The 25,392-nt window shown below is 56.4% G+C and carries 22 protein-coding genes; 3 read left to right on the forward strand and 19 right to left on the reverse strand.

Features of this window, described 5'->3' with window-relative positions:
- Positions 1–430: 430 nt before the first annotated feature.
- From ACOSYY_RS15240 to ACOSYY_RS15260, 5 genes are all read right to left on the reverse strand, one after another.
- Entirely contained in the window at positions 431–3,097 is a 2,667-nt protein-coding gene (locus ACOSYY_RS15240) for a PAS domain S-box protein (RefSeq protein WP_421663423.1), read from the reverse strand.
- A gap of 132 nt (positions 3,098–3,229) precedes the next feature.
- On the reverse strand, positions 3,230–4,609 hold the full coding sequence (locus ACOSYY_RS15245) for a sigma-54-dependent transcriptional regulator (protein ID WP_421663424.1): 1,380 nt from the start codon (positions 4,607–4,609) through the stop codon (positions 3,230–3,232).
- Between the two features lie 249 nt (positions 4,610–4,858).
- Positions 4,859–7,399, reverse strand: coding sequence for a response regulator (locus ACOSYY_RS15250; RefSeq protein ID WP_421663425.1), 2,541 nt, complete (start codon positions 7,397–7,399; stop codon positions 4,859–4,861).
- Between the two features lie 282 nt (positions 7,400–7,681).
- Positions 7,682–7,990, reverse strand: coding sequence for a HesB/IscA family protein (locus ACOSYY_RS15255; protein WP_421663426.1), 309 nt, complete (start codon positions 7,988–7,990; stop codon positions 7,682–7,684).
- Between the two features lie 129 nt (positions 7,991–8,119).
- On the reverse strand, positions 8,120–8,716 hold the full coding sequence (locus ACOSYY_RS15260; protein ID WP_421663427.1) for a CDP-alcohol phosphatidyltransferase family protein: 597 nt from the start codon (positions 8,714–8,716) through the stop codon (positions 8,120–8,122).
- Between the two features lie 154 nt (positions 8,717–8,870).
- On the opposite strand from ACOSYY_RS15260, the gene ACOSYY_RS15265 reads away from it, so the two are divergent.
- Positions 8,871–9,101 carry a hypothetical protein gene (locus tag ACOSYY_RS15265; RefSeq protein ID WP_421663428.1) on the forward strand — a complete coding sequence of 77 codons (231 nt, stop codon included), beginning with the start codon at positions 8,871–8,873 and terminating at the stop codon, positions 9,099–9,101.
- Positions 9,102–9,318: 217 nt separating this feature from the next.
- Here ACOSYY_RS15265 and ACOSYY_RS15270 read toward each other — a convergent pair whose 3' ends face one another.
- The 5 genes from ACOSYY_RS15270 to ACOSYY_RS15290 all read right to left on the reverse strand — a co-directional run bounded on the left by ACOSYY_RS15270 (position 9,319) and on the right by ACOSYY_RS15290 (position 12,754).
- The gene (locus tag ACOSYY_RS15270; protein WP_421663451.1) at positions 9,319–9,828 is read right to left on the reverse strand and encodes a J domain-containing protein; all 510 of its coding nucleotides are present in this window, start codon (positions 9,826–9,828) and stop codon (positions 9,319–9,321) included.
- Positions 9,829–9,883: 55 nt separating this feature from the next.
- Positions 9,884–10,345, reverse strand: a complete 462-nt coding sequence (locus ACOSYY_RS15275) for an Hsp20/alpha crystallin family protein (protein WP_421663429.1) — start codon at positions 10,343–10,345, stop codon at positions 9,884–9,886.
- A gap of 227 nt (positions 10,346–10,572) precedes the next feature.
- Positions 10,573–11,007, reverse strand: a complete 435-nt coding sequence (locus tag ACOSYY_RS15280) for an Hsp20/alpha crystallin family protein (RefSeq protein ID WP_421663430.1) — start codon at positions 11,005–11,007, stop codon at positions 10,573–10,575.
- Between the two features lie 469 nt (positions 11,008–11,476).
- Positions 11,477–12,286 (reverse strand): OBAP family protein, encoded by an 810-nt coding sequence (locus ACOSYY_RS15285; protein ID WP_421663432.1) that lies wholly within the window; start codon positions 12,284–12,286, stop codon positions 11,477–11,479.
- A gap of 75 nt (positions 12,287–12,361) precedes the next feature.
- Complete coding sequence (locus ACOSYY_RS15290) at positions 12,362–12,754, reverse strand: hypothetical protein (protein ID WP_421663433.1); 393 nt, start codon at positions 12,752–12,754, stop codon at positions 12,362–12,364.
- 523 nt (positions 12,755–13,277) lie between these two features.
- Between ACOSYY_RS15290 and ACOSYY_RS15295 the strand changes: the two genes are divergently transcribed.
- Positions 13,278–13,520: a hypothetical protein gene (locus ACOSYY_RS15295; protein ID WP_421663434.1), complete on the forward strand. Its 243-nt coding sequence runs from the start codon at positions 13,278–13,280 to the stop codon at positions 13,518–13,520.
- A 306-nt stretch (positions 13,521–13,826) separates the two neighbouring features.
- Here ACOSYY_RS15295 and ACOSYY_RS15300 read toward each other — a convergent pair whose 3' ends face one another.
- The 4 genes from ACOSYY_RS15300 to ACOSYY_RS15315 all read right to left on the reverse strand — a co-directional run bounded on the left by ACOSYY_RS15300 (position 13,827) and on the right by ACOSYY_RS15315 (position 18,458).
- Positions 13,827–14,783 (reverse strand): hypothetical protein, encoded by a 957-nt coding sequence (locus ACOSYY_RS15300; RefSeq protein WP_421663435.1) that lies wholly within the window; start codon positions 14,781–14,783, stop codon positions 13,827–13,829.
- A gap of 392 nt (positions 14,784–15,175) precedes the next feature.
- A complete protein-coding gene (locus tag ACOSYY_RS15305) occupies positions 15,176–16,729 on the reverse strand; it encodes an efflux transporter outer membrane subunit (protein WP_421663437.1) in 1,554 nt (517 codons plus the stop codon).
- A gap of 7 nt (positions 16,730–16,736) precedes the next feature.
- Entirely contained in the window at positions 16,737–17,918 is a 1,182-nt protein-coding gene (locus ACOSYY_RS15310; RefSeq protein ID WP_421663438.1) for an HlyD family secretion protein, read from the reverse strand.
- 12 nt (positions 17,919–17,930) lie between these two features.
- A complete protein-coding gene (locus ACOSYY_RS15315) occupies positions 17,931–18,458 on the reverse strand; it encodes a DUF3302 domain-containing protein (protein WP_421663439.1) in 528 nt (175 codons plus the stop codon).
- Positions 18,459–18,547: 89 nt separating this feature from the next.
- Here ACOSYY_RS15315 and ACOSYY_RS15320 point away from each other — a divergent pair, with 89 nt between their 5' ends.
- Positions 18,548–18,727, forward strand: coding sequence for a hypothetical protein (locus tag ACOSYY_RS15320; protein WP_421663441.1), 180 nt, complete (start codon positions 18,548–18,550; stop codon positions 18,725–18,727).
- 93 nt (positions 18,728–18,820) lie between these two features.
- Here ACOSYY_RS15320 and ACOSYY_RS15325 read toward each other — a convergent pair whose 3' ends face one another.
- The 5 genes from ACOSYY_RS15325 to ACOSYY_RS15345 form a co-directional block, all read right to left on the reverse strand.
- Complete coding sequence (locus ACOSYY_RS15325) at positions 18,821–19,555, reverse strand: lipid-binding SYLF domain-containing protein (RefSeq protein ID WP_421663443.1); 735 nt, start codon at positions 19,553–19,555, stop codon at positions 18,821–18,823.
- 481 nt (positions 19,556–20,036) lie between these two features.
- Positions 20,037–21,335, reverse strand: coding sequence for a patatin-like phospholipase family protein (locus ACOSYY_RS15330; RefSeq protein WP_421663444.1), 1,299 nt, complete (start codon positions 21,333–21,335; stop codon positions 20,037–20,039).
- A 366-nt stretch (positions 21,336–21,701) separates the two neighbouring features.
- Positions 21,702–21,965, reverse strand: a complete 264-nt coding sequence (locus tag ACOSYY_RS15335; RefSeq protein WP_421663446.1) for a hypothetical protein — start codon at positions 21,963–21,965, stop codon at positions 21,702–21,704.
- A gap of 142 nt (positions 21,966–22,107) precedes the next feature.
- Positions 22,108–24,486 carry an arylsulfatase gene (locus ACOSYY_RS15340; protein ID WP_421663448.1) on the reverse strand — a complete coding sequence of 793 codons (2,379 nt, stop codon included), beginning with the start codon at positions 24,484–24,486 and terminating at the stop codon, positions 22,108–22,110.
- 199 nt (positions 24,487–24,685) lie between these two features.
- Positions 24,686–25,392: HAD family hydrolase (locus ACOSYY_RS15345; RefSeq protein WP_421663449.1), on the reverse strand; the 707-nt coding region annotated here is incomplete at its 5' end.

Below are 25,392 nucleotides of genomic sequence, written 5' to 3' on the forward strand. Positions count from 1 at the left end.
AACGCATCGATCAGGAGTTGCACTTCATCCAATAAGGCGGCCATGTATGTTTCAGTGAGGATCAAAATCTCATCGATACACATGCATTTTTCTTGCAATACAGCTATTTCCTCTAAGTGCTGTTTTTCTGTTTCCCGCAAGCGCCATCCTCATCTCCTGTCTGTGACGTGAGTCCATCCGAGGTGTTATTGGGACTCCAGCAAAGAGGATGCCTATCTTAGGGCAGCCAAGATGCGCCTGAATTCAAAGGGATCCTGAAAATGAGTGACTTTGACAAACCGACAGTGGCGACAAATACCACGGCCGCAAAGGAGCCGGCCGGTGCAAGATGCTACAGTGCTCTTGAGCAAAGGGTACATCGGTACCCGAAGCCACATCCCGGTTCAGGGATGACTGATCCGGCACTCCGTGCACCCAAGCAAAGCCATATCTACTGACTTATCGGCAGGAGGACGGTAAACTTGGTTCCCCTCCCTTCCTCGCTCTCTACGGCAATGGAGCCTTGATGTTCTTCAATGATGCCTTTCACCACAGTCAATCCCAATCCGGTTCCTTTCCCAAACTCCTTCGTCGTAAAAAATGGATCGTAGATCTTCTTGATGATCTCCGGCGGGATTCCGTGACCGGTATCGGCGATGGTGAGTTTCACCATCGGTTGCTCCGGCTCCAAGCCGACACGAAGCGTACCACCTTCCGGCATCGCATGGAGGGCATTCATGATGAGATTGAGCAGGACTTGGCTCATCTGATCCGCGTCGGCCGGCACCATGGGGCACGGGTCGGCCACCCTCAATTCGACCCGGATCTTATTTCTTGCGAGGCGCTCTTGAAACATCTCCATGCCGTCTTCGATCACTTTTCTCAGGTCAAGCGGAACGCGTTCCGGTGCTTTTCGCCGTGCAAACGAGAGCAGCTGATTCATCACCCTTGTAATCCGCTCAACCTGTGTGATGATCGTCTGGAGGCCTCTTTTGATCGGCTCCTCCGTCACACGATCCATCAAATACTCAGCCCGGCCAAGAATCACGTTCATCGGTGTCCCGATTTCATGCGCCATGCCGGAGGCCAGCGTCCCCAATTCGGCAACCCGCTCAGTCCGACGCAATTGTTCTTGAAGCCGCTTCCGCTCGCTGACATCACGGAGCATGATCAACATAGCCGGTCCTTCTTCGTCGACAAATCGCGCTCCACTGACTTCTACATCCACGACCCTTCCGTCGAGCGTCTCGATTTTCTCCTCGAGCATGGGCGCTTGTACCCGACCTTCAAACCGTTCATGGATTCGCTCTCGAACGATGTCACGGTCATCGGCATGGAACAGGTCCATGGGAGACTTTTTGAGGATCTCCTCGGCCTTCACCGCTCCGAACAGCTTGATGGCCTGGTTATTGGCAAAGATGATGCGGTCTCCCCGATTCACTAAAATCGCATAAGGCGAAACGGCGATCAGGCGCCTGTAACGCTCTTCGCTTTGCCGCAGCAAGTGTTCGGCGCGCTTGCGTTCGGTCACATCGGTCACGAAACCTTCCAGATAACTGAGGCTACCGTCCTGTGCGTAGATCCCCTCGCCTCTCTCCCAAACCCATTTGACCTCGCCGGATTTCGTAAGAATTCGGTACGTCAATTCGAAGGGACGATGTTCCTCCAATGCGGCCTGGACTTCATACCGTACACGCTCATTGTCGCCCGGATGTGTCTTCTCGCCGTATGTGAAGAATCGTTGAGCCACATACTCATCCACCGTGTATCCCGTTAGATCGAATACCCCCTCGCTGATGTACTGCAACGTCCGGTCATGATCGTTTTGACAACGATACACATAGCCGGGCAGATTGCCGATCAAGGTCGCGAGTTGACGCTGGCTCTCGTAGAGGGCTTGTTCGGCTTGCTTGCGTTCCGTGACATCCTTGACGATCGCCGCCAGGCCCGCCGGCTTTCCATTGTCACCTCTCACTGCAAACACCGTCAGGCTGATTGGAACGCGCGACCCGTCCTTACGAACATACTCCTTCTCGTACTCCTTGGGCACTCCCGTCTTCAGAACATCGGCGTTCATGGCGGCTTGAAGCTCCCGATGTTCGGGAGGCGTGAGATCGCGATAGCTCTTGGTGAGCAATTCTTGCTTCGAGTAGCCGGTCAGTCTTGAGAAGGCTTCGTTCGCCAGCACAAAAGTGCCGTCAAGCGAGACATATCCGATGGCGTCTTTGGATGAGTCGAAGATATCCTCGAATCGTTCCTGCGCCTCCTTTAACGCCTGCTCCGCGGCCCGCTTCTCGGTGATATCGGCTGCAAGACCGTCGATACGCAAGGGCTCGTCCTGGTCGTTCCTGATGATGCGTCCCCTGTCCCGGATCCATCTGATTTGACCGTCCGGACGGATAATCCGGTATTCCACATCGAAAGGGCGACCCTGTCGAAGCAGTTGTCCCGCCGCCTCTGCGAGAGGGCGATCGTCGGAATGAATCATTTCCAACCGCAGTGACGGCCGCGTCATGAAATCGGTCGGCGCCACACCGTAGATCTTCTGGATCGCGGGGCTCACATACAGCATGTGCGACAGATCGAGAGAACTGGACCAGACGACCTCTTCCATCGAATCGAGAATGCCTTGGAGCCGTGCTTCGCCCTCTTCCAGAGCCGCCTCAGCCCGCTTGCGTTCGGTGATGTCTCGGAGAATGACGGTATAGTATTTCTTCCCGTCCACAGCGATATGCGAAATGGCGGCTTCGATCGGAAACTCTTCTCCATTCGAGCGGAGTCCCATGACCGTTCCCAGTAGACCCATCTTGCGGCTCGTGACGCCGGATTGCCCGAATGTGTGAATATGGCGGCGATGAGCGTCGCGGAAGCGAGCGGGCAGGAATCGGTCGAGCGGCTGCCCAATTGCTCTTGGAGCGGAACAGCCGAACATCTGCTCCGCCGCGCGGTTAAACAACACGACCCTCTGCTCCTCATCCAGGGTGAGAATGGCATCCATCGCAGATTCAATGATGCTCTCCAGCATGAGCCGGCTGATCAGAAGCTGGTCCTCAGCCTTGTTGCCGGTGGCTGTCGCGCGTTCGGTAGCCGGCTGCGATCCAATCTCATGCGCGTCCATGGTCAGTCCTCAATTCGTGACATGAGACGATCATGGATGGGGCCGTCCTGTGGGATAGGAATGACCCACGGCGCAGCACATACAGGCCGCCTCCCACGATGTTCATTCGAGTTCGAGGGCAGGGGAGAAGTGTCATTCCTCCGAGTGGTGGCTACCTTCGATTTCGGCGAGTTTACGATACAGGGTCTTGCGGTCGATGCCAAGGGCATGGGCGGCCTGATACTTATTACCTCCGGTTTTTTCGAGAACCTTCTTGATGTACTCTTTTTCAAGCTCATGCAACTGCAGGGTGCGCTCGGCTGCTTCATCCAGGACACGTCGATCGCCCCGGGCCCCTTGCACCGCCGCGGGCAGATCATCCGGAGACACTTTCTCTCCTCGGCTGAGCGTCACCGCGCGTTCGATGACATTTTCCAGTTCCCGGACATTCCCCGGCCAGGCATAATCCATCAACATCGCCAAGGCTGCCTCACTGACACCCTTGACCTCTTTCCCGCGAGCCTCCCCGCACTTCTTGAGGAAGGCCTCCACCAGGAGCGGAATATCCTCGCGTCGCTCCCGGAGCGGCGGCAACTTCAGCTCGATCACGTTGAGTCGATAATAGAGGTCCTCGCGAAATCGCTTGCTCTTCACTTCCTCGCTGAGATTCAGGTTGGTGGCCGCGATGATGCGCACATCCACAGAGATCGGCTTGGTCGCTCCCACACGCCGGATTTCCTTTTCCTGAATCGCACGAAGAATTTTGGCCTGCAGCATGAGCGGTAGTTCGCTGATCTCATCGAGAAACAGCGTGCCTTTCTGCGCTTCTTCAAACAACCCCCGCTTGTCCATCTTCGCATCGGTAAAGGCGCCTCTCATATGTCCGAACAGCTCACTCTCCAGGAGCTGCTCGGGAATCGCCGCACAATTCACGGGAATAAATGGAGCATTTTTTCTGTCGCTATTGTAATGAATGGCTTTGGCGACTAATTCTTTCCCGGTTCCGCTTTCTCCGGTAATAAGCACGTTGGTCGGACTATCGGCCACCCGTCGAATGAGATCGAACACCGCCTGGATCGCCTTGCTCTTTCCCAATATTTGATGAAAGCTGTATTCCTTGCGGACCTCTCTTCTGAGCCGGCTGACTTCCCGCCGCAACGCCGCTTCCCTTATCACCCGTTCGACGACCCGGATCAATTCGTCTTTCTTGACCGGCTTGGTGAGGTAGTCGCTCGCCCCATGTTTCATGGCTTCAACCGCCGTTTCCACTGAGCCAAAAGCCGTCATCAGAATCACGTTGATATCGGGATGCTCTCGTTTGATCTGGATCAGCAATTCAAGCCCCTGCATGCCTTTCATACGAAGATCCGTGAGGACGACTGCATAGTCCTCTTGGCTCAATCGCTTCAGCGCGTCCTCGCCACTACCGGCCATTGTTACCTGATGACCTCGGTCTTTCAGCATGTCATAGGCCAATTCCCGCATATCTGCGTCGTCATCCACGACAAGGATCGCGCCCCATTCTTCAGTCATTACTCTCTCCAATACGGACATGTCCTTTCATCTGCCCCAAACTGCGACAGAAAGACAATCTACGTGGCGCATTATGGGTCAATCGGTGCCAGTTTGACGTGCTGGACGATGAGATTGCAAGGACAGGACCGGAAGTTTGCTAATTGGAAGCTATCGGCAAGAGTATTGATTTGCGAGATCCATGTGGGATCCTTGACCATTGCCGTCGGCCGAACAAGTCGTCGATCAACTTGCTGGTTGATACATCGGTTATCCGCTTGCCATTGATGATGACCTGCTTCGCACCTGACGGATCGTGTCGCAGACGATATTGAACGCGGCACCCTTCGACAGGTAGACGGCGGCCCCGGCCTCGTACATCAGCTGTTCCATCTTCGGATCCTCATGCATGGAAAGGCCGATCACGGCGATGTCCGGGAACCGGTGCTTGATGCGTCGGGTGGCCTCCATGCCGTTGAGCTTCGGCATGTTGATATCCATCAGGACGACGTCCGGACAGACGGACGCGGCGAGCTCCACTGCCATTTCGCCGTCCATCGCTTCGGCGGCGATCTCGAATCCCGGTTCGCTTTCGAGCATGCTGCGCAGACCTTGCCGCATGATCTGATGATCATCTACCAAGAGAATACGAATGGGAACGTTATGGTCTTCCTGGCTGTCTACTTTGGTTGCGGCATCGGTGTGGGGCGCCTGGTAGCCGGTCGCTGTCGTAACCGTCGACGTGGTCCGCAAAGGCAGCAGAATGGTCACCCGAGACCCGCGCCCGGGGGCCGAGGTGATACGGATGTGTCCGCCGATCGTACTCAGTTGCTCTCGCAGGTTGAACAGACCGAACCCCCCTTCTTGAGTAGGCGCCTGCTTGCCCTCCATTTGAAAACCGGCTCCGCGATCCTTGACTTGAATGGCGAGATAGCCGCCGATCCCGCGCAGCCGCACCGTTGCCTCGATGGTCTGCGAGTGCTTGAGCACATTGAAGAGCAGCTCGTGGAGCGACTGGTGCGCGATACACAGCACATCGGGATCCAAGAGCTTCCTCCGGCCGTCGTCCACAACGCGGACGGTCAGGCCATGGCGCTGGAGCTTGGCCGTCACCCACTGGACCGCCGCAGCCAAATCCCCGTCGCCACCGAGTGTCGGCGGCTGCAGATCGCTCATCAATTGCCGGGTGACCGCCAATGCCTCCTTAAGCAGCCCTGTGACCGGCGCGATGCCGGCCGCGATCGAAGGCGCCGTGGCGCGCGACAAGACCGCCAGCTTCATCTGGCAGAGCGCGAGCGTCTGCGCGAGGTTGTCATGCAGTTCGGTCGCGAGGCGTTGGCGAACCAGCTCATCCGCCCTGCGCAGCTGAGTCGCGAGCGATTGTAGACGCCCTTGATACTGCAGCAGCGCCTTGGTCCGCTGCTTACGCTCGGTAATATCCATAAATGTGAACACGAAGTCGGTCGTGCGGCTGTCTTCGGTGACGGGAAAAGCGGAACATTCGACCTCCAGTACGATCCCATTCTTGCGGTAAAACACTTGCTCGGCGAGCCGCGTGGCGTACCCATTGGAGAGGGCACGCGCCAGCACGCATCGGTCGCTACAAGGTGCGCCCGCTCCATCGTGCACCCGGTCGTGGAAGGGACGTCCCAGCAGTTCGTCGGACGTATAGCCCAGCATCTCGGCCGCTGCCCGGTTGATGAAGGTGCAACGGCCCTGATAGTCCAATCCGAAGATGCCCTGATCCGTGGTCTGAAGCAAAAGATGATACTGTGCCTGGGCCGCTGTGGCGCGCAGGCGTTCCGCCTGGGCGAACCGCCATTCCTTCCGCAACCTTGCCTGCATCCACATGAGCAGATAGAAGATCGGCGCGACAATGGCGACGCCGGCCGCCGCGACCTTGAGATGAAAGCTTTGAACGGGCTGCACCAGCGAAGCCGTCGGCATGCGTACCAACACCGTCCACTGAAATGCATCGGGCTGGCCCCAATTGCCGGTACGGCTGTATCCGGTAATGACGGGAATGTGCCGGCGCAAGTGTACTTCCTCGATATATCCGGCCGGATGTCGGCGGGCCAGTTCCAATGAAGGCAGTTTCAGGGCGGAGAAGTTGGACCGGCCCTTATGAGCCAAGTCACTATCGATGTAGGCCACGCCGTCCTCGGCGATGATTTGGTACTCGATGTCGGCCAACGTGGAATTCTTGTTCACTAAACCGGGGAGCGTTTCCACTGCAATGGCTTCCAAGACCGGCATGGCGATGCGGCTTGTGACCACGCCGGCAAAGGCTCCGCGCGAATCGTAGATAGCCTCCGAGATGGCGATCGCGTCAGGCGCGCCTTTCTCGGTCAAGAAGGCGTCCACTCCTCCCAACACCGTGGCATCCGGCCGGTCCGCTGCCCTTGCGCGAACCTCCTGAAACCAGCGGGTCCCGCTGACGTCCTTGCCTCGCGGCCATTCATCGGAAGTCGACTCCACCAGGCGCCCCTCTCTATCCGTCACCGCGATCCAATGGTACGTCTCATAGGTATCTTGAACCGTATCGAGGTAGCGCTGCACGAATGCCGGATCGTCTTTTAAACTGCTTGAAAAGACGGCTGCCATGGCGTGCAGATCACCGTAGCGTTCAGAGACGATTCGGTCGAATTTCAAGGCGATTTCCGCCGCCCCTAAGGTGAGCGCTTCTCCCGCTGTCCGGATCAGCGTCTGCTGGACATACTGCCAGGCTGCCAGCCAGGTCACCACGATCACCACCGCGATCGCCGTGATCAACAAGGGCAATTGGAAGAGAAGGGGCTTGGAAGTCCTCATGGGTAAGAAAGGGTTATGTATGTGAATTACACCACTCATCCACCTAGGAGAACCCCTAGTCGCATCACGAAGCAGCAGTCCGTTCCTATCTCTACCGGTTACGCCGCGCGGGACTGGTTTCGGACTTGGCTTCTTGGATGGACGGCCAATGAGTCAAGGATTACGAAGGCCTTCGTGAGCTTATCCTGTGAGTGGGAGTATGGAACAACAGGAGATCATACAGTGGCATCTGAGAAAGCGAGACTCGCGAAGGCGATGCACTTTCCGGGTGCAAATGCCCGCTCAGTTTAAGCTGATGACGTTGAGCCGGGGATCATTCTGCTGATCGCTGTGGTGAAACAGAAATCCACCCGGTTCCTGATAGTCCATGGTGATCCCGTTCATGCGCACGGCACTGGTTGAAGGCATCGCCATTGTTAAACCGTCGACGGTCTGCACTTGGTCGTCCGGCTGAACTTGGTCCTCCAACGTAATGCTGAATGCCAGCTGCCGTTCGTCCAGGTCTTTTACCTGCACCCTCACAATGGGGTCTTCGGGGTGTTCATGAATCAACGCCTTCAACCGTTCGGCGGCCGATTGTGTGAGTTTCATGATTTATACCTTCGGGTTGGGCATGCCCTACCGCCGCTAGAATGATTTGCAGCTTACACTCGGTCTCTCATTTGCTCCGATGCATGAATCATGATTCCACCATATCACAAGTATGCCACTCTCTTTCTTCTAAACTTTTGGGATGCGGAGGGTCTTGCTGATCATCAGGCTGCCGGAGAGGACGAAGAGGAGGGAGAACAGATGCAAATCCCATGGACCGATGGTCCAGCCTCCCCACCAGAGGTTGGCGCCAATCCGGTCCTTCCAGGCAGCCAGGGCCAGCAGGCCGGTCAGGAGGATAGTGGTGGGAATCGGCGTGCCTTCGAAATAGGCCACTCTGTCCTGGTCGCCTGAGAGACGTTCGGCCGTGATGTTGTAGCGGGCAAGCCGGCTGACGCCGCAACAGACGAAGTACGTGAGCGCAAGCCAGTCCCACCCGCCCCGCAGGCCGGCAGCAAAACCGAGCACGGCCGGCGCCATGCCGAACGCGATGATGTCCGCCAGCGAATCCAATTCTCGCCCGAGCGCGGAATGCTGGCGCCGCCAGCGGGCGACCCGTCCATCAAGCCAGTCGAACAATAAGGCCGCCGGCGCCATGGCCGTGGCCGCAAAAAAATGCGCGTGCGACCGGCTCTCCATGTACAGCATGCTGAACAACACACCGGCCAGCCCGCAGGCCGCGTTGCCCAAGGTGAGCACGTCGGCCAGGTGAAACTCGCGGATCATGGAGAAATGTTTCGGTAGAGCTGCAGGCATGGCGGCTGGTCCGGAATTTCTAAAAGAAGTGCCTCGGAAATCTGAGGCTCAACAGGTCATTTGTGGCACATGGCTATCTCTCGATGCGATTGCACTCTCCCCTAGGCGCCTGTAGACTGATCACATGCTGTCGGCACAAATTTCAATAGATAAGTGGTGGCTACGAGGCGCCATCGCGCGATCGGTCGGCATCGTTGCCGTTGCCCTTGGGTTTGTCATCGGCATGTACGGACTCGATTACCCTACCTCGCCCTGGCTTTCGACGGCGCTAGGATTACTCGTTACCGGGATCATGGCGCAAGGCTATGGGCTGTACTGTTCGATCAAACGGACTCAGCAACTGAATTCCCGATGAAAACCTGGTCGGCTCGCGCGGCACCGGCCAGTAGGGCCTTTGCCGGCGTCCGCGAGATCACTCCCTGACTGACTCGCATTATCTCTATGCCAGTTCTTTACGAACCTCCACTCTTGTTACTTATTCTGTTTGGCAAAGCGATCCATATGGATTGCGGCGGGCGCGATACGGAAATGAAGGCAGTGGAGGCATATAGTGGATGTGAATGAAACACGCATCACCTCATACGAAGCTCTCTCAGCCACTCCAAGAGGAAGTGCGTCATGTCGTCGGCTTGAGGATCGAATTCTTGACAGAAGGGACAAGGCGGCTCGAACGGACCGCGGCCTCCATGGCAGAACCGACAAGGAGCCGCGCGGGGCGATGCGGAGAATTCTTCTACAGGTGAGGTTCGAGGGACGAGGGGCTCCGGCGCAGGGGTCCGAGTATGTCTGGGGACGAGTGGTTCGGAGACCACTCGGGCCGGCCGTACCATCGGTCGCCTCGCATCATACTCCTTCCGTTTCCGCGGATCGGAGAGGACCTCATAAGCTTCTTGGATTTCCTGAAACTGTGTATGTCCTTCCTGCCCCGCATAATCCGGATGGTACCGCTTCGCCAAACTCCGATATGCCTGTCGTATAGCCTGCAGACCTTCTGCGGGAGTGACTCCTAAAACGGTATAATAGTCCTTGCTTTCCATGCACGGTATTTCGTTTACACAGCGGCTATTTCCATGCCAGCACATGCACGTTGCCACAAGAATGATCCCACTGCTATCTGTCGTTGGCTTGAAGACACAATTACGCCACGGAGATCTGGATCGATTTGGGTTTTGCCTTCTCCACTTTGGGTAAGCGTACCGTCAGGATCCCATCCTTCAGGTTAGCTTCCAGCTTTTGTTCATCGACACTGTCTGGCACTCCAAACACCCGTTCGAATCTTCCGTACGGCCGCTCATTCCGATGATACCGCGTGCCCTCGGAGAGAGTTCCTTGCGGCCGCTGTCCTGAAATCGAGAGAACCCCCTTCTCGATGGACAATTTTACTGCACTCTTTTCTACCCCGGGTAGCTCGACGTGGATCTGAAAATCGTCATGTCCTTCGAGAATGTCCACGACCGGCATCCAGTCCGCAGCAGCCATCGCCTCGTCAGGTCGACGATTAGATATGCCTCCTTTGCTTAGGATGCGATTCAAACGATTGGACATCGTCTCCAATTCGCGGAAATCATCGTGGTGCAGTAAGGCCCGCATCGAATCCATGAGGCACCTCCCTGTGAGTATGAGCAAAAGCTTTCGAATCTTAGGGCGTCGGGTAGTCCGATTATTGTGCGTGTGAAATTGGATTTGTCGCTTCCCTAGCCTTCACCGATCTCTCCGCCAGGCAGCACGTCGCTTGTTCTTCGCCGGTAGAAGAGTCACGTCACGACTATGAATGATTGTTCGCGCCGACATCTCCATAGGACGTCGGCGCGAACTCATATCGGCCGCTATTGACAGGTTATCTCAATTTGCCGAGGCTTCGCCTCGTCACGCGTGGGGAAATGAAGCGTCAAAATTCCTTGAGTGTACGAAGCAGTCGAATGGGCCGTATCGACGGAAGCCGGTAGTCGGCAGGACCATTTAAAACTTCCTTCGGGAAGATTTCGAACAAGCCACGTCCTGTGTTCGGCTGCGTCAGCCGGACGCTCACCTGCAACGTGCAACTCGTTATTGACGACCTCGACCTTGATTTGATTGGCCTCCCATCCCGGAATGGCCATCTGAATCGTCAATCCCTGTGCATCCTCAAATAGGTTGTACGCAGGGGTCCAAGGCCGCGACCCTCCGTTCACCGAACCAACTGCCTCGTCGAGCAACCGGTCCATCTGGTTCTCCGGCGAACCGTTACGAAACGCGGCGGGAAATTGATTGAGTACCATCATGATAGATCCTCCTTTCACCATCATGGGTGAACGTTAGAGATTGAAAGGCAATAATGAGCTGAAACTGAGAGGTAGGTGAGAGGGCCGAGCCGATTCACATGCGCTGACCGCTTACCAGACAGGTGGCCCTCTACCAAATCCATCCAGTTCAGCCGGTCACTGCGGCAAAAGATAATCCTCGTTGGCAACGAGTCAAGGGGGTCCCCTGTAACGGACACCGGCGGTATTGCAGCGCCGAACCAGGTGACCAGTTCATCGTTCACCATGCCTCCTCTCCTCTTCTTCGTAATTTATGCGGCCACAGCCACATCGATTACAGGGGTCGGGTTTTTGCAATCACACATTAGCCCCTCGGCCCCCAGTTGCCGCATGGACGCTGAAATGCACCATCTTCTGCGAATGGCACGACATTAAGAATTTCTTTTCAAAGACTGGAGTGTGGCGTTGCGCCGGCTGGGACGTTAATGCGTTACTGGGATAGGTGTGGCGGCGACGGTATGGATGGGTCGTCTGGATGAGCCACGACTCCACCCGGTTGAAAAGGTTGGAGTGAAAGCTGCCTGATATTGCCCTGCTGCCAGGCGTCGGCGCCAGATGCAATCGGCGGAACGGCAATATTTTCTCTTTCCTCGCGCTTGGCCTGGCTCTGAACCTTGAGGCGTCGATCGCGTCCGTCGACCATGCCGGCATGCGCTTGGCCGTTGCCGGTAAATCCCATCATCAACAACGGGTGTCCGACCGGTAACGCCACGTGTTGATCGGTATGCCAAGTGTGCCATGTCTTGCCATAGGTCCCAATGATCTTCTCCATGAGTTCATGTTCGGCCTGTGGTGGAATGCCGGGGGCGATCAGCTGCCCGCTTTTCACCTCGTGAACGTGGCTGTGCCACAATGGTTTCTCCTCCGGTGGAAGCGCCTCAAAGAGCCGTTTGCTGATGATGTATTCCACGCCCATGAGCTTGGCGTCGCCGGCGTTGCCGTCGAAGATGACGCACTGGGTCACCTCTTCGTTCACGTTCGAACAGAAATGGTGCGCTTCCACCTGTGCCTGTATTCGACCGTTGTAAAAGTGAAATCCGTCTAAATACACGCTCAAGGCGTCAATCGGCGGCTTCTGTTGCAACAGCATCGCTCCGGTCTCCAACAGCACGGTTTTCGCAGACACCTCTTTACCGGGAGCTTGTACGTTCGAAGCGGCCGTATGGCCCGCGCATGCGGAGAGGGAAAGGGACAGAGTCAGCAGAACGTACCCTATCACGATCCTTGAAACTGGCGACATGATTGGCTTTTCCTTGCGGCGACTTTCCCTGTTTGTTCAAAGAATCTTTGAGAGGTGCGAAAGACTCGGGCCATTTTAGCTTGGACCCGGAGGATCCTCACGATCCTCTCCCGTGAGCACCTCAGCCTCTTGCGCTTCGAGTTCCTGCAGCTCGGTCAGAATGCCTTGGAGCGCTTGACGGCGTTGCTGAAGTCCCTTCTTGGGGATGTCTCGCGCCAAAGGTTCTTGCGCCGATTCCGGCAAATTGACCAATGCCTCGGCCTCGCCTACGGTGGCATATTTGTACGCTTCCACATACCGATGATTGGCGCCATAGATGTTGCTTAGCAAGTCTTCCGTCTCGGCATCAAACTGGTCGAAGGTGGGATTCACCACCGTGTGGTGAGCAAGGCCTTCCAGCTTCTCGATCTGCGCCTTGAGCGCATCGCTTCGGGTTTGCGCATGATACATGGAATTGACTTCAGTCATTACAGCACCTCCTTCTCTATTGGCTTGATATACCGCTCTCTATCGCGGCAGATCAGCTAGGTATTCCCCTGGAAGGCCATGAGCACGAAACGATGGTTGGTGGCTCCTCCTTCCAGCCTAACAAGCATTGAGGGTGTTTATCAGTTGTCCTTTGAGCGACTCTGCGTTTGAAGCCCGCACTCACGCATGAAAAAGGTGGTGAGCCGGCTGAGACCCGAGCGAGGGGCGTCACTCTAAGATTAGAAAGATCCGTGATTTAAGGCCTACCCTGGAAGACATTTCGAAGCCGCTCGGAGAATCGCATCCATACGGAGAATTTTCACAAGCCGCGCTCTTAGAGAAGAAGAAACTTTTCGAGGCCTTCAAGACACGGCCCGAATACCCCCTTGCTCGCAAATAATTTTAAGGATAGGCTCTAGTAGCTTTCCTAGCTATTTCTGACCCTCCTTTGAAATAGGGTGTACTCCATTCAGTCAATGATGGTGATACGTTCAGAAAGAGCGCAGACGAGGGAGGGAGATTTATGATCAACGTGAAGAGCCCACTCGTTCAGCAGGCCTTATCGGGAATCATGCTCATCCTGGTTCTCGGTGCTCTATCGATGATTTGGCCCGGCATCATGGCTCTATGTATCGGTGTACTGCTACTGCTCCAGTCCTGCAGCGCGGAACAGGAGATTCTGGCGCTGTCGTGGGCCGAGGTCGGTCATTTTCCGATCGCCCTCGCCTCTCTTCGGCGACCTGGTCTTCCGGCCATTCTCTCGTGACGGGTTCGAGCGGGGCACGCCGGTCCTTCTGACCATAGAGCGGAAGTACGCAAACCATCCCTGCCGGAGGATCATCTTTATTCCCCGACTCCCGCATGACAAGGACAGCGGTCAATATGACTCATTCCGGCAAATGATGATTGTCTGTTTCGGGTGGGTTAGGGAATGCGAAATGTCCTAGGACCACAATCCACCATCACAGCGGTATTGAGATGGCGGCCGAATCGGCGGTTCTGGTGTCGCTATTGCAAATCTTTCACCAACCGTTGCTCACCGCGAACCACTGGCGCAGTGACCATGCAGCATTTAGAAATACAAAGAGCCATACAGGAACACCGTATTCCAATCGTTCTCGACGCTGAATTCGCGACCATTGCTCGAATCAATATCCACATCGACGCTGAGCCGGTTAAATGCGCCGCCGAGCGCGAAATGTTTGAACAGGCGATACTCAAGTCCAAAATACATTTCGTTCATCGCCCCTTTGAATTGGTCGAATTCAATGTAGAACCAGTCGAACCGAGCAGTACCCTTCAGCCTGGGAGTGAAGTAATAATTGACCAAAAATCCAATGCTGGGCAATGGTATCGTGAAACTCTGCGACTCGCCTCTCGGGGTGAGCGTCGCTCCCGGCCCGCATATTGTGCCGCCTGTGCAGGCCAGATTGGAGCTGAGCGAGGCGTTGATATTGGCAAAATACATGCCAAATGAGCCGGCCAGTTCGACTTTTTCGTTATGGTAAAAAGAGTAGTTATAGATGAATCGATACATTCTGAAATCAAGTTCACTTGAAACAGTGCCATTCGCCGCGAATGTCGTATCGTTCACGGTGATATCGCGGTCGATCGTTCTCACACCTGTCCGTGTCACATCGTAATAACTGAATCCCAAGCTGTGGCGGGGATTGAAGCGATAGAGCGTGTCGATCCGCCACATGCTGTCCTCGCGCTCTCCCTTTAGATCCTTGGAAAAGTCAATGGTGGAGCCGATTCCCCTGGACCCATTGATGGAGAAGACGGTATCCGCATTGAAGACAAAATTCCAGCCACCGCGGATCATGAATCGGTCGGGGAGTTCCTCCGTGGGCGCAGGCTTCGCCTCCGCCGGAGGCGCTTGCACGTCCATCTCTTCGCCATACGCCCACGGCGCAAACCCGAGAAGCGCAATTCCCACCCCTGCAAGCCACAGAGCACCGTCTCGTCCCTTGGACTCAGAACGACGACGCGTTCCAATAAGAAGATTGCCGCAACATTGCTTAAACATATCGGTACCTTCCTTTTACCAAGAAGAGATACAGGCGCGCTTCGGTCTCAGGGAGCGGGATGGCATGGACGTTATACGAGAAGACAACAGTGTTTTCAATGGTAGACGGTCATGCGGTGCCACTCTCTCGCCATTTTGACTGATGAATGGCTTTCTCACGTCAGAAGTGGGCTTTGGTCTCTGATGCCTATACCAATGGCCATGTCCTTCGCCTACTGGCAAAAGTAACAGGGGGGCGGAAGAGTCTCGCGCTCGCTGCATCGTTACGGATGATTGACCGAGATCTTGATCTATCGATCACGTATCGAGTCAGCATGATGGCCACGCAGCGGTTCACGGCTCCATGTAGGGTCCAATAAAGGGTAGCCGGATCGGCCGTCGATAATAAGGGCCTACTGGGACCGTGATGAGCCATCTTCGTTACTCAGCGTCTCAACGGCCTTTTCCGGGCTTCCTGCCGTGGCGATGGCCGTAGGACTTTCAAAACTTCCTCCAAGCGCGAGGTGCAGATTCGCTCGCTGACTCAACTGCTCACTCTTAACCCGGAGCAGCGCCAGCCGTGCGGAGTATAGGCTTATTTGTTGTTGCTGGACGGCACGCAAATCGATCTTGCCGACGCTGTAACTCATTTGCGCGAGTGCAAGGGCGCGCTCGTTGTCGGCCACGGTTCGTTGGAGGAGTTGATCGCGTTCCCCCAGCGTATTGCCGGCGGCGAGGGCGTTCTCCACGTCGCTGAGCGCGCGCAACGCGAGGCGGGCGTATTGCGCCACGGCTTCTTTTTGTTCGAGTGTGCGGATTTCCACCTGCGTCTTCAGAGCGCCTCCCTGATAAATCGGAGCAATCAACCTCCCGCCGGCGCCGGCGACTGGATTCTCGAAATCGCTCTTCAATTGGATAAGGTCACTGGAAATGGCCCCGATATTGGCGTTGAGAATAATCCGCGGCAGGCGCGCGGCCTTCGCCTCACCGACGCGATCGAAAGCGGCGGCGACCCGGCGCTCGGCGGCAACCATGTCGGGACGACGTTCCAGCATTTCCAAAGGCAAGCCGGCAGGGATGGGACCGGGAAGCGCGGGAAGGTCGTGGCGAGCCTGAAGTTCGGCGGCAGGGTAACGGCCGAGCAACAATTCCAACGCGCGCAGGGTTTGCTCATGCGCGAATCGCACCTGCTTGGCAGTATCCTGCATGGTGCCAAGATTGGCGCGCGCCATCGCGACATCGTGTTCATTGCCGGGACCGATTTGCCGGCGTTTCTCCGCCAGCGTCACCAATCCCTGCGCGGCCTTGACCATGTCACCGGCAATCTGAAGTTGAAGCCAGGTCTCGGCGGCGGTGAACCAGCTCTTCGCCATCGTCGCAGCTAGGGACTGTCGGCCAAACTCGAAGTCGGCCTGCATCGAGGCGTGCAAAGCCTGATATGCGTTTCGCCCGTAGCGCAGTCGTCCCCAGAGGTCCGGCTCCCAGGACACGCCAAGTGAAACTCCTTGCAGGGCGGAGGTGATATCGCCGCCACCCATGTTGAACCCGCCTGTGCCGAGCAGATTCACCGCCGGGCGCATCGCAGCTTTGGCCAGTTCGATGTATTGCGCCGCTTGCGCCACTCGCTGCGCAGTGACGTGCAGGTCGGGGTTGTTCGTCATCGCCTCCGCGACCAGGGCATTGAGTTGAGCGTCGTTGTAGGAGGCAATCCAGTCGTCCGCTACAGAGCCGTCGGCAGCGCCGGCCGTCCAGGCGTTGGTCAAGGAAAACTTGGTGAGCGTGCCGGATTGTTGATGAATCTCGGCTGTCGAGGGAGGGGTTTTGGTGGCGCAACCGGAAATGAGAGCGAGGAATACCCCGCAAAGCATGACGGAGAACGTGCCGAGACACTTGCCTTTACCTCGGCAGTCTCTCCCTGGAAGAGACCGCGGTGAAGGCCGAGCAACCACCATTTTCGCGTGGTGCATATGCGCCTCAATGCAACTTAAGGATAACCCAGTCAAGTTTGGAGCCCACTCGGATAATAACCTTGCGTATGATATGAAGCATGTGGCCCTCGTCGGTATAGATGGCGCCGATCCCATGCGCGCCGGAAGCGAGGAAGAGGTGTTTGTCCTTCGCGTCCACGAGCAATCGGATGGCGAGCGCATTCTGTGGGATGGGAGCCACCCCGGCGGAGGTGCTCATCCCGCCGATCGGCAACTGCCCTTGGGCCGTGGCCCACATGATCGAGTCGACCGTGCACTTAATGATGCGGCCCGGATACATCTTCATCGCAATCTCAGCTTCCTGGCCGGCTTTCACGGAGCGGATTTCATTCTGATGATAGATGGCCAGGATCCATTGCGCGTCTTCGACGAAGGTCATGACTGGTTGTGTCACCATAATGCTGGCTACGGAGCCGGGGCGCAGTGCGAGGGATACCACCGTGCCATCGGCCGGCGCATAATACACCGTCTGGTCGAGCTTCCATTTCGCATTTGCCAATTGCGACTCCGCCTGTTCGATCTGCGCTTTGACCTGCGCGACCTCATCTTGCTCGCCTTCGGCGGTTTTGGCCGCGAGCTTTTCCTTTACCTGCGCCGCATTAGCGACGCTTGTCGCGAGTTGACCGCCGAGTTCGGCGATCTCAGCCTCCGCCTGTTCGAGGTCGAACTTGTTACCCGCGCCGGATTTGGCAAGTTCCTTGAACTGCTTCGACCGGATGCGAAGGAGCCCCAACTTCGCGGTGAGCGCCTGGACCTGACCGGTCCCGGCATTCAATTGCTCCCCCAGCGTGCGCCGGTTGGCCTCTGCCGTGAGCAACTTGGCGCGTAGCATGGAAAGATTGGCTTCGGCCGCCTGCACCTCTAATTCGAACGGCACGGGATCGATCTTGAACAGGACATCACCCTTCTTGATCGGGCGATTCGGCTCGATAGGCACCTCCGTGACACGGCCGGTGACGCGTGGCACCACGGGAACGACATAGTTGATGACGCGCACGTCATCCGAGGAGGGTGCGACGATATTGAGGATCAGAATGAGTGCGGTGATGGAGATGACCGGGATAGTGATGACGATAACTTGGCTGACGGTATTCCAGGGCAGCCACTTGAACTTAATGAAAATCAGCCAGACGAAGAACGAGTAGATGGACAGGAGCAGGAGTTCCATAGATCAGACTTCTTATCCAGAAGGAGGCGAGTTGCCGGCCAGCTTGTTTTCCAATTCGGAAACGCGTCGGCGAAGCTGCCGGAGTTCTTCAGTCTCGTCCTTGTCCGGCGGCGCGTGGGAATCGTCGTGGCTGTGAGGCTCTTTGTCCGTTCCATACGCCAGTTTGTGAAAAACCGGCTTAGAGTAGGCCCAAAGCCAGGCTAATGGCCAGAGCAGGCCGCCGAAAAACAGAGAGAGTAAACACAATACCTGGATGGCCTTGGTCTGTGGATGCTGTTTCTTGTGGGCGATTTTTTCAGGCAGGATGTGAACGAGCCAGAAGACGGTCAGGCCGATGAGGGGCGCGACGACCAGCACCACCCAGGATATCACGTCAGCCGCCGTGTCGAGCGCTTCACCCTGGAATATCGAAGCCAGGGCGCGGGATGGGAGTACTATCGGTAAGGCAAGCCACACACCGCGTAACCATCGAAGGGGCATCAACCGATTCTTGGGTAACGGGCGCGCTGTTGGTGTCCGATGTTTGATTGTGTCGTTCACGTCGCGCTTCGCGGCAGCGTTTCGAAAATCTTTTCACACGGGAACATGGTCTTCCAATCGTCGTTCAAGCTCATGACCAGGCAATCCCGATGGTTATTGAGTCCATTCTCGAATTTGTTGTAACGGATCACCATATCGGCGACATTGCCGGCTTACATGTCCGACAGCTTTCACAGCGCCAAAGGTTCCGGGCGAGTGCGGAATGGACCGTGCTCGCCCAGCCCGACATCCGCCATGCCGACAACGACAGGGCCGCCGCTCGGCGCTGAATCGATACATGAAGCTCGATGTGAGTGTGTTGCAAGCGCCGCTTTTCCCGGCACGAGCCTCCCGGATGTCAGAGTCTCCTTTCACAACAGGCGCTACTTCATGATCTTTGCGGCGGCGCTCCGCAGGTCGGCCGACTTGGGATTGCTGACGATCTTCTTGACGACAATGTCTGCCGGCCGAACAGCTTGTCCGTAATAAGCCTGATTGGAGTCATCCGACACAGCGATCACTGCCCCATCGACCGAAAAGCCGGCAAAGACCCCCTTCTTCCGGGCATAAGAAACAAGATCCGCGGTAATACCACGAACCGACGCCCCTCCGCCGGCAGGGCCGATGGCCATCGAGCCGTCCACTCCCAACTTGAAATCAGTCCGATAGAATCCTTCCAGACCCTTTTGAGTTCTTACCACGAACACCATTTCAGACACGTCCCCTCCGATTTGCAGGCCAAAACTGGCCGACCCCATCGTGTAGAAGGCCGGTTCGGACCAGGCGCCGGTCTTCTCGTCTCGCACGAGCAGAACACCGCTGCCTCCTGCGCCACCGAACACAAATGCTCCTCGGACGAATTGCGGAACGATGAAGAGCGCCTTCGTCTCAGACTTCAACTCTCGGAGCGGATCACCCAGGTTCGGATCGGCTATAAATGCCTCTAAGGTGAGCCGTGCCTTCTCAACCAGTTGCTGTTGTTCAACGGAATCAGCGGCATAGGACTGTGGCGCCATCACCAGTGCACCCAAAGTCAATACCAGCGCACCGAGCGTGCGCCCGACTAGACGCCCAGATCTGCGATATGTTCCGAAATTCTTCTGCTGTGCGAATATCATGCGAGATCTCCTGTTGGATGTTGATTAAAAATAAGAGTGACTGCCGGCATAGGCACTTCGTTGCTGGATTCAAGAGCGTCCATTGGGGGTCTGGACCCGTGCCAGCGTACTGCGGCGGCATCCTACCGGCCAGACCGATTGCCGGATACTGTCAAAAGAGACAGGGGAGCATGATGACTCTGGTCATGGAGCTTCTCCCGTTTCATTACTGTTGGGCACGTCTTGATCTCTCTCGGACCGGCAAAAGTAACCTGGCCCGTCTGCAGTTATTGCCATTTTCACGACATGTCCGATTTGAAAAATGGTCGGCTCGGCGCGCCACATGCTTGGTAGAGGTTGCTGCTCGCATCTTCGCGCGCGTCCACGGCTCAACGCCGCCCGTAACGGCTCCTGCGTGAAGACGGTAGAGCAGATTCCCTGATGTTCCTCGCACAATGATGTCGTCCTGATGTTGCCGTGACGCCATATTTGATGAATGCCACTATGGAGGTGACGGCTGCAAGAAATTCAGGATCTGTGATTTATTTTCTTCCACCAATTTCATGGCTGCCATGGTCACTAGGTCGCGGTCGCAATCTGACTTGATCCAAAGCCTGGTGACGACGCTCGCGAGGCGTTTTGTGACCATCTGAGGATCCGTAAGCTTCACCTCCTCGTGCTTGCAGGATTCCGGCAAGTCACTCATATCGTCCTTCCACACCGCGTCAATGTGTCTGAGTTGAATGAATTTCAATCGGCTTTCGTCCGGCAATATGCCCTGTTCCGCCATCGTGCGAAAATAGAGTGTCCGATATGCTAAAGCTCGCTCCTCCATGATTCCCGGTATTCGGCCAAAATCGTAATTGAACAGCGTAAACCCCTCCGGAAAGTGGTCCAGCCGATCCGACCCGATCTTGAAAGGGAAAGAACTGTCGAACGCGATGATGAGTACTCGGCGCGCCAAATTCTTCTGGAGCGCATTGAGCGAAACGGTTGCCAATGATTCCAGTCCCATATTATCGGACAATCCCCCGTCCCCTACATGCCAGTACCGGTCCTTATCCTCAACCTTGAAGGTAATGGGACCGATCACCGGAGGGAACGACATGGATCCGGCAACTGCTGCGGACAATCTAAGGTGGCATAGCTCCAGATTCAGTGCCTGAGGAGTGACGGACTGCAGCGATGCCCATTTCTCTCGCATCAGCTGGGCGGATTCCTTTGAACGGGAACCTGTACCGAGCGATCGATTCACATCTTTTAAGAGGTCGTATTGGGTCTGGTCCTGCGGCAATGTCGTAATCACAAAACGACGGCCATCGTTATACAAGGTAGTGTTGATCAGAAGCCTGGGAATATCCCTGCTCAATTCCCGCTCGCGGATCTCTTTATATGTCAGCTCGTGCAAGAACTCATTGTTGAGATGTTCGGCGAGAGACTTGGCGGTCCAGGCGGGATTGAACCAGCGTAATCGCAACATGTTTCGCCAGAAGAGGGGACCCTCGTAATCTTGGTTCATAGTTTCTTTATACTGCTCAAAGAACGTTTGATACTCCGGGCTGAATCCTCCCGTCGCGGTCAAAACCGGGACATCCTTTGGCGGTTTCGTAGAAGCAAAGTAGGAAGTCGCCATGCTTCCGCCGGACACGCTGGAAATCATCGAGAGGTCTTCCAAGAGAGAATGCCCCGGCGGACCGACTTGCAGCTTCGCCAGCGCTTCCAGGCCGGCCGCTCCGAACAATGCCGCTCGACTTCCCCCTCCCGAGATGGCGATTCCGATCAATGTGTCGGTCGGTTTCATCGGATGACTGCAGGACATCTGGTCCGGCTTTGGCGGTGGAACCCTATAGACCGGAGAAGTTACGCATCCGGATAGCAATAATAGGAGTACCCCCCAAGCTGTTGGCCGATGTAGGAGACCACCTCTGACCATGAAGCCGTGGCAGTTGGTCACGCATTCATCACCGTGGGTCTCCGTGTCGATGCATGATGAAGTCATGATCAAATTCCTCCGAAATGAAAAACTGATTTGAGTGAGGGGGCGCGAAACCACAATCTCCCTCGACTGCCGGCTCTGGCCGGAAGAACGCGGCAGCGGCCTATACAGTCGAAGGATCATCCACAGCCCTTCTTCGCATTAGCTACAACTATACGAGCGCAGACGTATTCATTTGACAGGCGCCGTAGTCACCATCCCGGTTTTATATTCGTCTGATGAAATTTCTTTCACTTCAGAAGACTGCAACGTCACGGTGCTTCCGGTTTTGTCATCCGTGATTTTGACGGCTCCCCCTTTGCCTGCGTCTTTGACCTTCGTCGTGTAATAGGTCTTCCCGGACGCCGGGTCGGTCACGCGATAATACGTGGTGCAGCCCGCGGCCAGCATCGTCAGTCCACCGAGCATCAATGCGGTGATTACTATGTTTCGCATGAGATCCTCCTTTGTGATGTTTGCGTTGAGCGTGTGTTGACGACGACTCGTTTGATCGTCGGCAAGATTGCAGAGCAAGTCAGTGTGGAGTCATCCGGCTTCGAGTCCTTGCCTATGGAGAACCGGACACCATCAGTCCCTGTCATTTGGTGTCGATCCGCACCTTTTCTATTTTGCCGGTGAACTTGTTCTTGTGCTGCTTATATGCTGCACTGACGTTGGTTCCTTCGTCCACACCCACGTCGGCGGCGTCGTCGACTGAAAAGACGTTGGGATTGGTGCGCTCGACGCGTCCCGACCCGATCTTCTTGTCGTTCACATAGAGAGTGGCGGTGCCACCTTTGCCGCGTCCGTTGCCGTCGTAAGAGAATTCCAGCCTAATCGTCGCCTTGCCCGGCGGAAGCTTGTTGGCACCCTTGATCGTATACTCGTGAAGGCCCACGAAGTTGTAGGTGTAGGCCGGCCTGCCGTCCTTGACGTAGAGGCTCCAGCCGCCGAAGCGTCCGCCCTGTGCCAGGATGACGCCGTTCGCGCCTTTGGCAGGAATCTCCACGTCGGCGGTGATCGTCTTGGATTGGTTCTTCACATTGATGAATGCATTTTCCATCATCCCCGTCATGCCCGGATAGACCGTCAAGAACTTTCGACCACCCATCAGGTCCGGCCGCCCCGCGATGGCAGGATCGAACCGTTCCAACGTGCGGTCGTCAATCGGCAGCACCCGATAGCGCTCGGCTTCCTTCATGAAGAGATCCTGCAGCTCCTTCAACTTGTCCGGATTGCTTGCCGAGAGGTCGTTCGTCTCGCTGAAGTCCTCCTCCACGTTGTAGAGCTCCCACGCGTCTTCGGCGAGCTTGTGTCGTGGCGTCGCTTCCCATGGGGCCTTGTGCACGGTCGCCGCCACCCAGCCGTCATGGTAGATAGCACGGTTGCCGGCGATCTCGAAATATTGCGTCTTGTGCCGCTCCGCGGCGTCGGCATCGTCGAAGCTGTATACCATGCTGACGCCTTCTATCGGGGTCTGTTGAATGCCGTTGACCATCTTGGGTTCGGGAATGCCGGCGGCCTCGAGCACAGTGGGCGCAATGTCAACGACGTGCTGAAACTGGCTACGGATTTCCCCCATGGCCTTGATACGTGCCGGCCAGCTCACGACCAGCGGATTGCGCGTGCCTCCGAAGTTGGAAGCCACCTGCTTGGTCCACATGAATGGTGTATTGCCGGCCACGGCCCAGCCTGCTGCCATGTGGGGGAAGGTCTCGGGCCCGCCCCATTTCTCAAGGTTCTTCAGCATGTCAGGCACCGACTCTGCGACTTCGTTAAAATAAGTCATTTCGTTGAACATGCCCACCATACCGCCTTCGGCGCTGCTGCCGTTGTCGCCGACGAGGTACATGATCAGCGTGTTGTCAAGCTTGCCCATGTCTTCGATCGCCTGTACCACCCGGCCGATTTCATGGTCGGTGTGCGCAGCGAATGCCGCAAACACCTCCATTTGCCGCGCGAACAGCTTTTTCTCGTCGGCGGTGAGATTGCCCCAATCTTTGATGTCTTCGGGCTTCGAGGCAAGCTTCGCCTCCTGAGGAATGATCCGCATCTGTTGTTGCCTGGCGAAGGTCTCCTCGCGGTATTTGTCCCACCCACCGTCGAACTTTCCTTTGAATTTTGCGATCCATTCCTTGGGCGCGTGATGCGGAGCGTGTGTCGCGCCGGTAGCGAAATAGATGAAGAACGGCTTGTCCGGCGTCAGCACTTGCTGGCTACGAATCCACTGGATCGCCTGGTTCGTCATGTCGGTCGTGAAATGATAGTTTGGATCGCGCGGCAGCTCGACCTTGATCGTGCCATCGTAGACGAGCGGTGCCCATTGGTTGGTCTCGCCTCCGATGAAGCCGTAGAACTTGTCGAATCCGGAATGCGTCGGCCAGCGATCGAACGGTCCGGACACGCTCACTTCCCATGGGGCGGTTTCGTGATACTTCCCGAATGCGGCGGTGCTATAGCCGTTCTGACGTAGAATCTCCGCCATCGGCGTAACGCTGAGCGGCCGCACGCCCGAGTTACCGGGAAATGCCGTCGCCAATTCCATGATCGCACCCGCGTTGTTCGTATGATGATTGCGTCCGGTCAGGAGTGCCACCCGCGTGGGCGAACAGAGTGCGGTGGTGTGGAAACGGTTGTATTTGAGACCTCGGCTCGCCAGGCGATCAAGCGTCGGCATGGGAATCGCTCCGCCGAAGGAACTGGCGTGGCCGAAACCAATGTCGTCGATCAGGAATACGATGACATTAGGAGCGCCTGCCGGCGGCTTCACCTCGAACCTCGGTGGCGCAGTCGCATCGCGCGCGTCGAGCTCGGTGGCATGCGGATAATCGGGCTCCGGAACGGGAAGCACCGTTCGATCCAACGCTGTCGCTACCTCAGCCGGCTTGGCCTGCAATTCCTGCGTCACGCCATAGCCGACCACGGCCACAAGAGTGATCGCAGCGCCGACGGCGGCAAGGTAGGTTTTCTTATTCATGCTCGGGCTCCGTGATATGTACCCTACGTCAACCTGCTTATAGGCGAGTTCGCGCAGCACCCCGTCACAAGAGTGTGAGCATACCCCTTCCTGCTCAGAATGTTGTGTGTTTTCTCACAATGCCAAGTCGTGGGGAAGCTGTCAAAAATAACAGGTCTCCAGCCCATTTCGCTCTGAACAACCTTCGGGGGTACGTCCGCTACGGCTTCTGAGAGGGGAAAATCACCTTCCAATCTTCCTTCATATCCACGACCGTCCAGCCCTTAGCCCTGGCTTCATCGAGACCTTTGTCCAAGCGGCCGATGCTGGATTGGCGATCATAAGCCCATTCACGCTCGGCGTCCGTATGATGGACGTACAGACAGAAACGCGGGCCGGAAGCCGCGCAGGTCCACTGAAGCATTTGCAAGTCTCCATCTGAATTCCCGAACGCGGCGATCGGACGGCGGCCGATGGAGGTTTGTATGGCGATGGGTTTCCCCGACTTGTCATCGAAGAAATTGAGCTCCGGCAGCTTCGTCAACACCGGATTCCCGTCGCGGAGGTCAAATCTCAATTTTCCGGTGCTGCCCACGACCTGTTCCGGCGGAATGCCATAGACTTTCTCCGCAAATACTCGCATGAACTCGACGCCCCCACCGGACACGATGAACGTCTTGAAGCCGTTCGCGCGCAGGTAAGCCAGCAATTGGAGCATCGGTTGATACACCATCTCCGTATAAGGTCGGTTGGTCTTGGGATGTTTCGCCGTGGCGATCCAATCGCCGACGACTCCCGCAAATTCGTCCGTCGTCATACCGACATGGGTGGCCAGCATGATTGCAAAAATGGCCGGCTCCCCGCCGGCAAGCGCGCCTTTCACATCGCCCTTGAGCAGCGATGCAAAGGGCTCCTTCTCCTTCCACT

The organism is Nitrospira sp. BLG_2 (genome assembly GCF_049222245.1).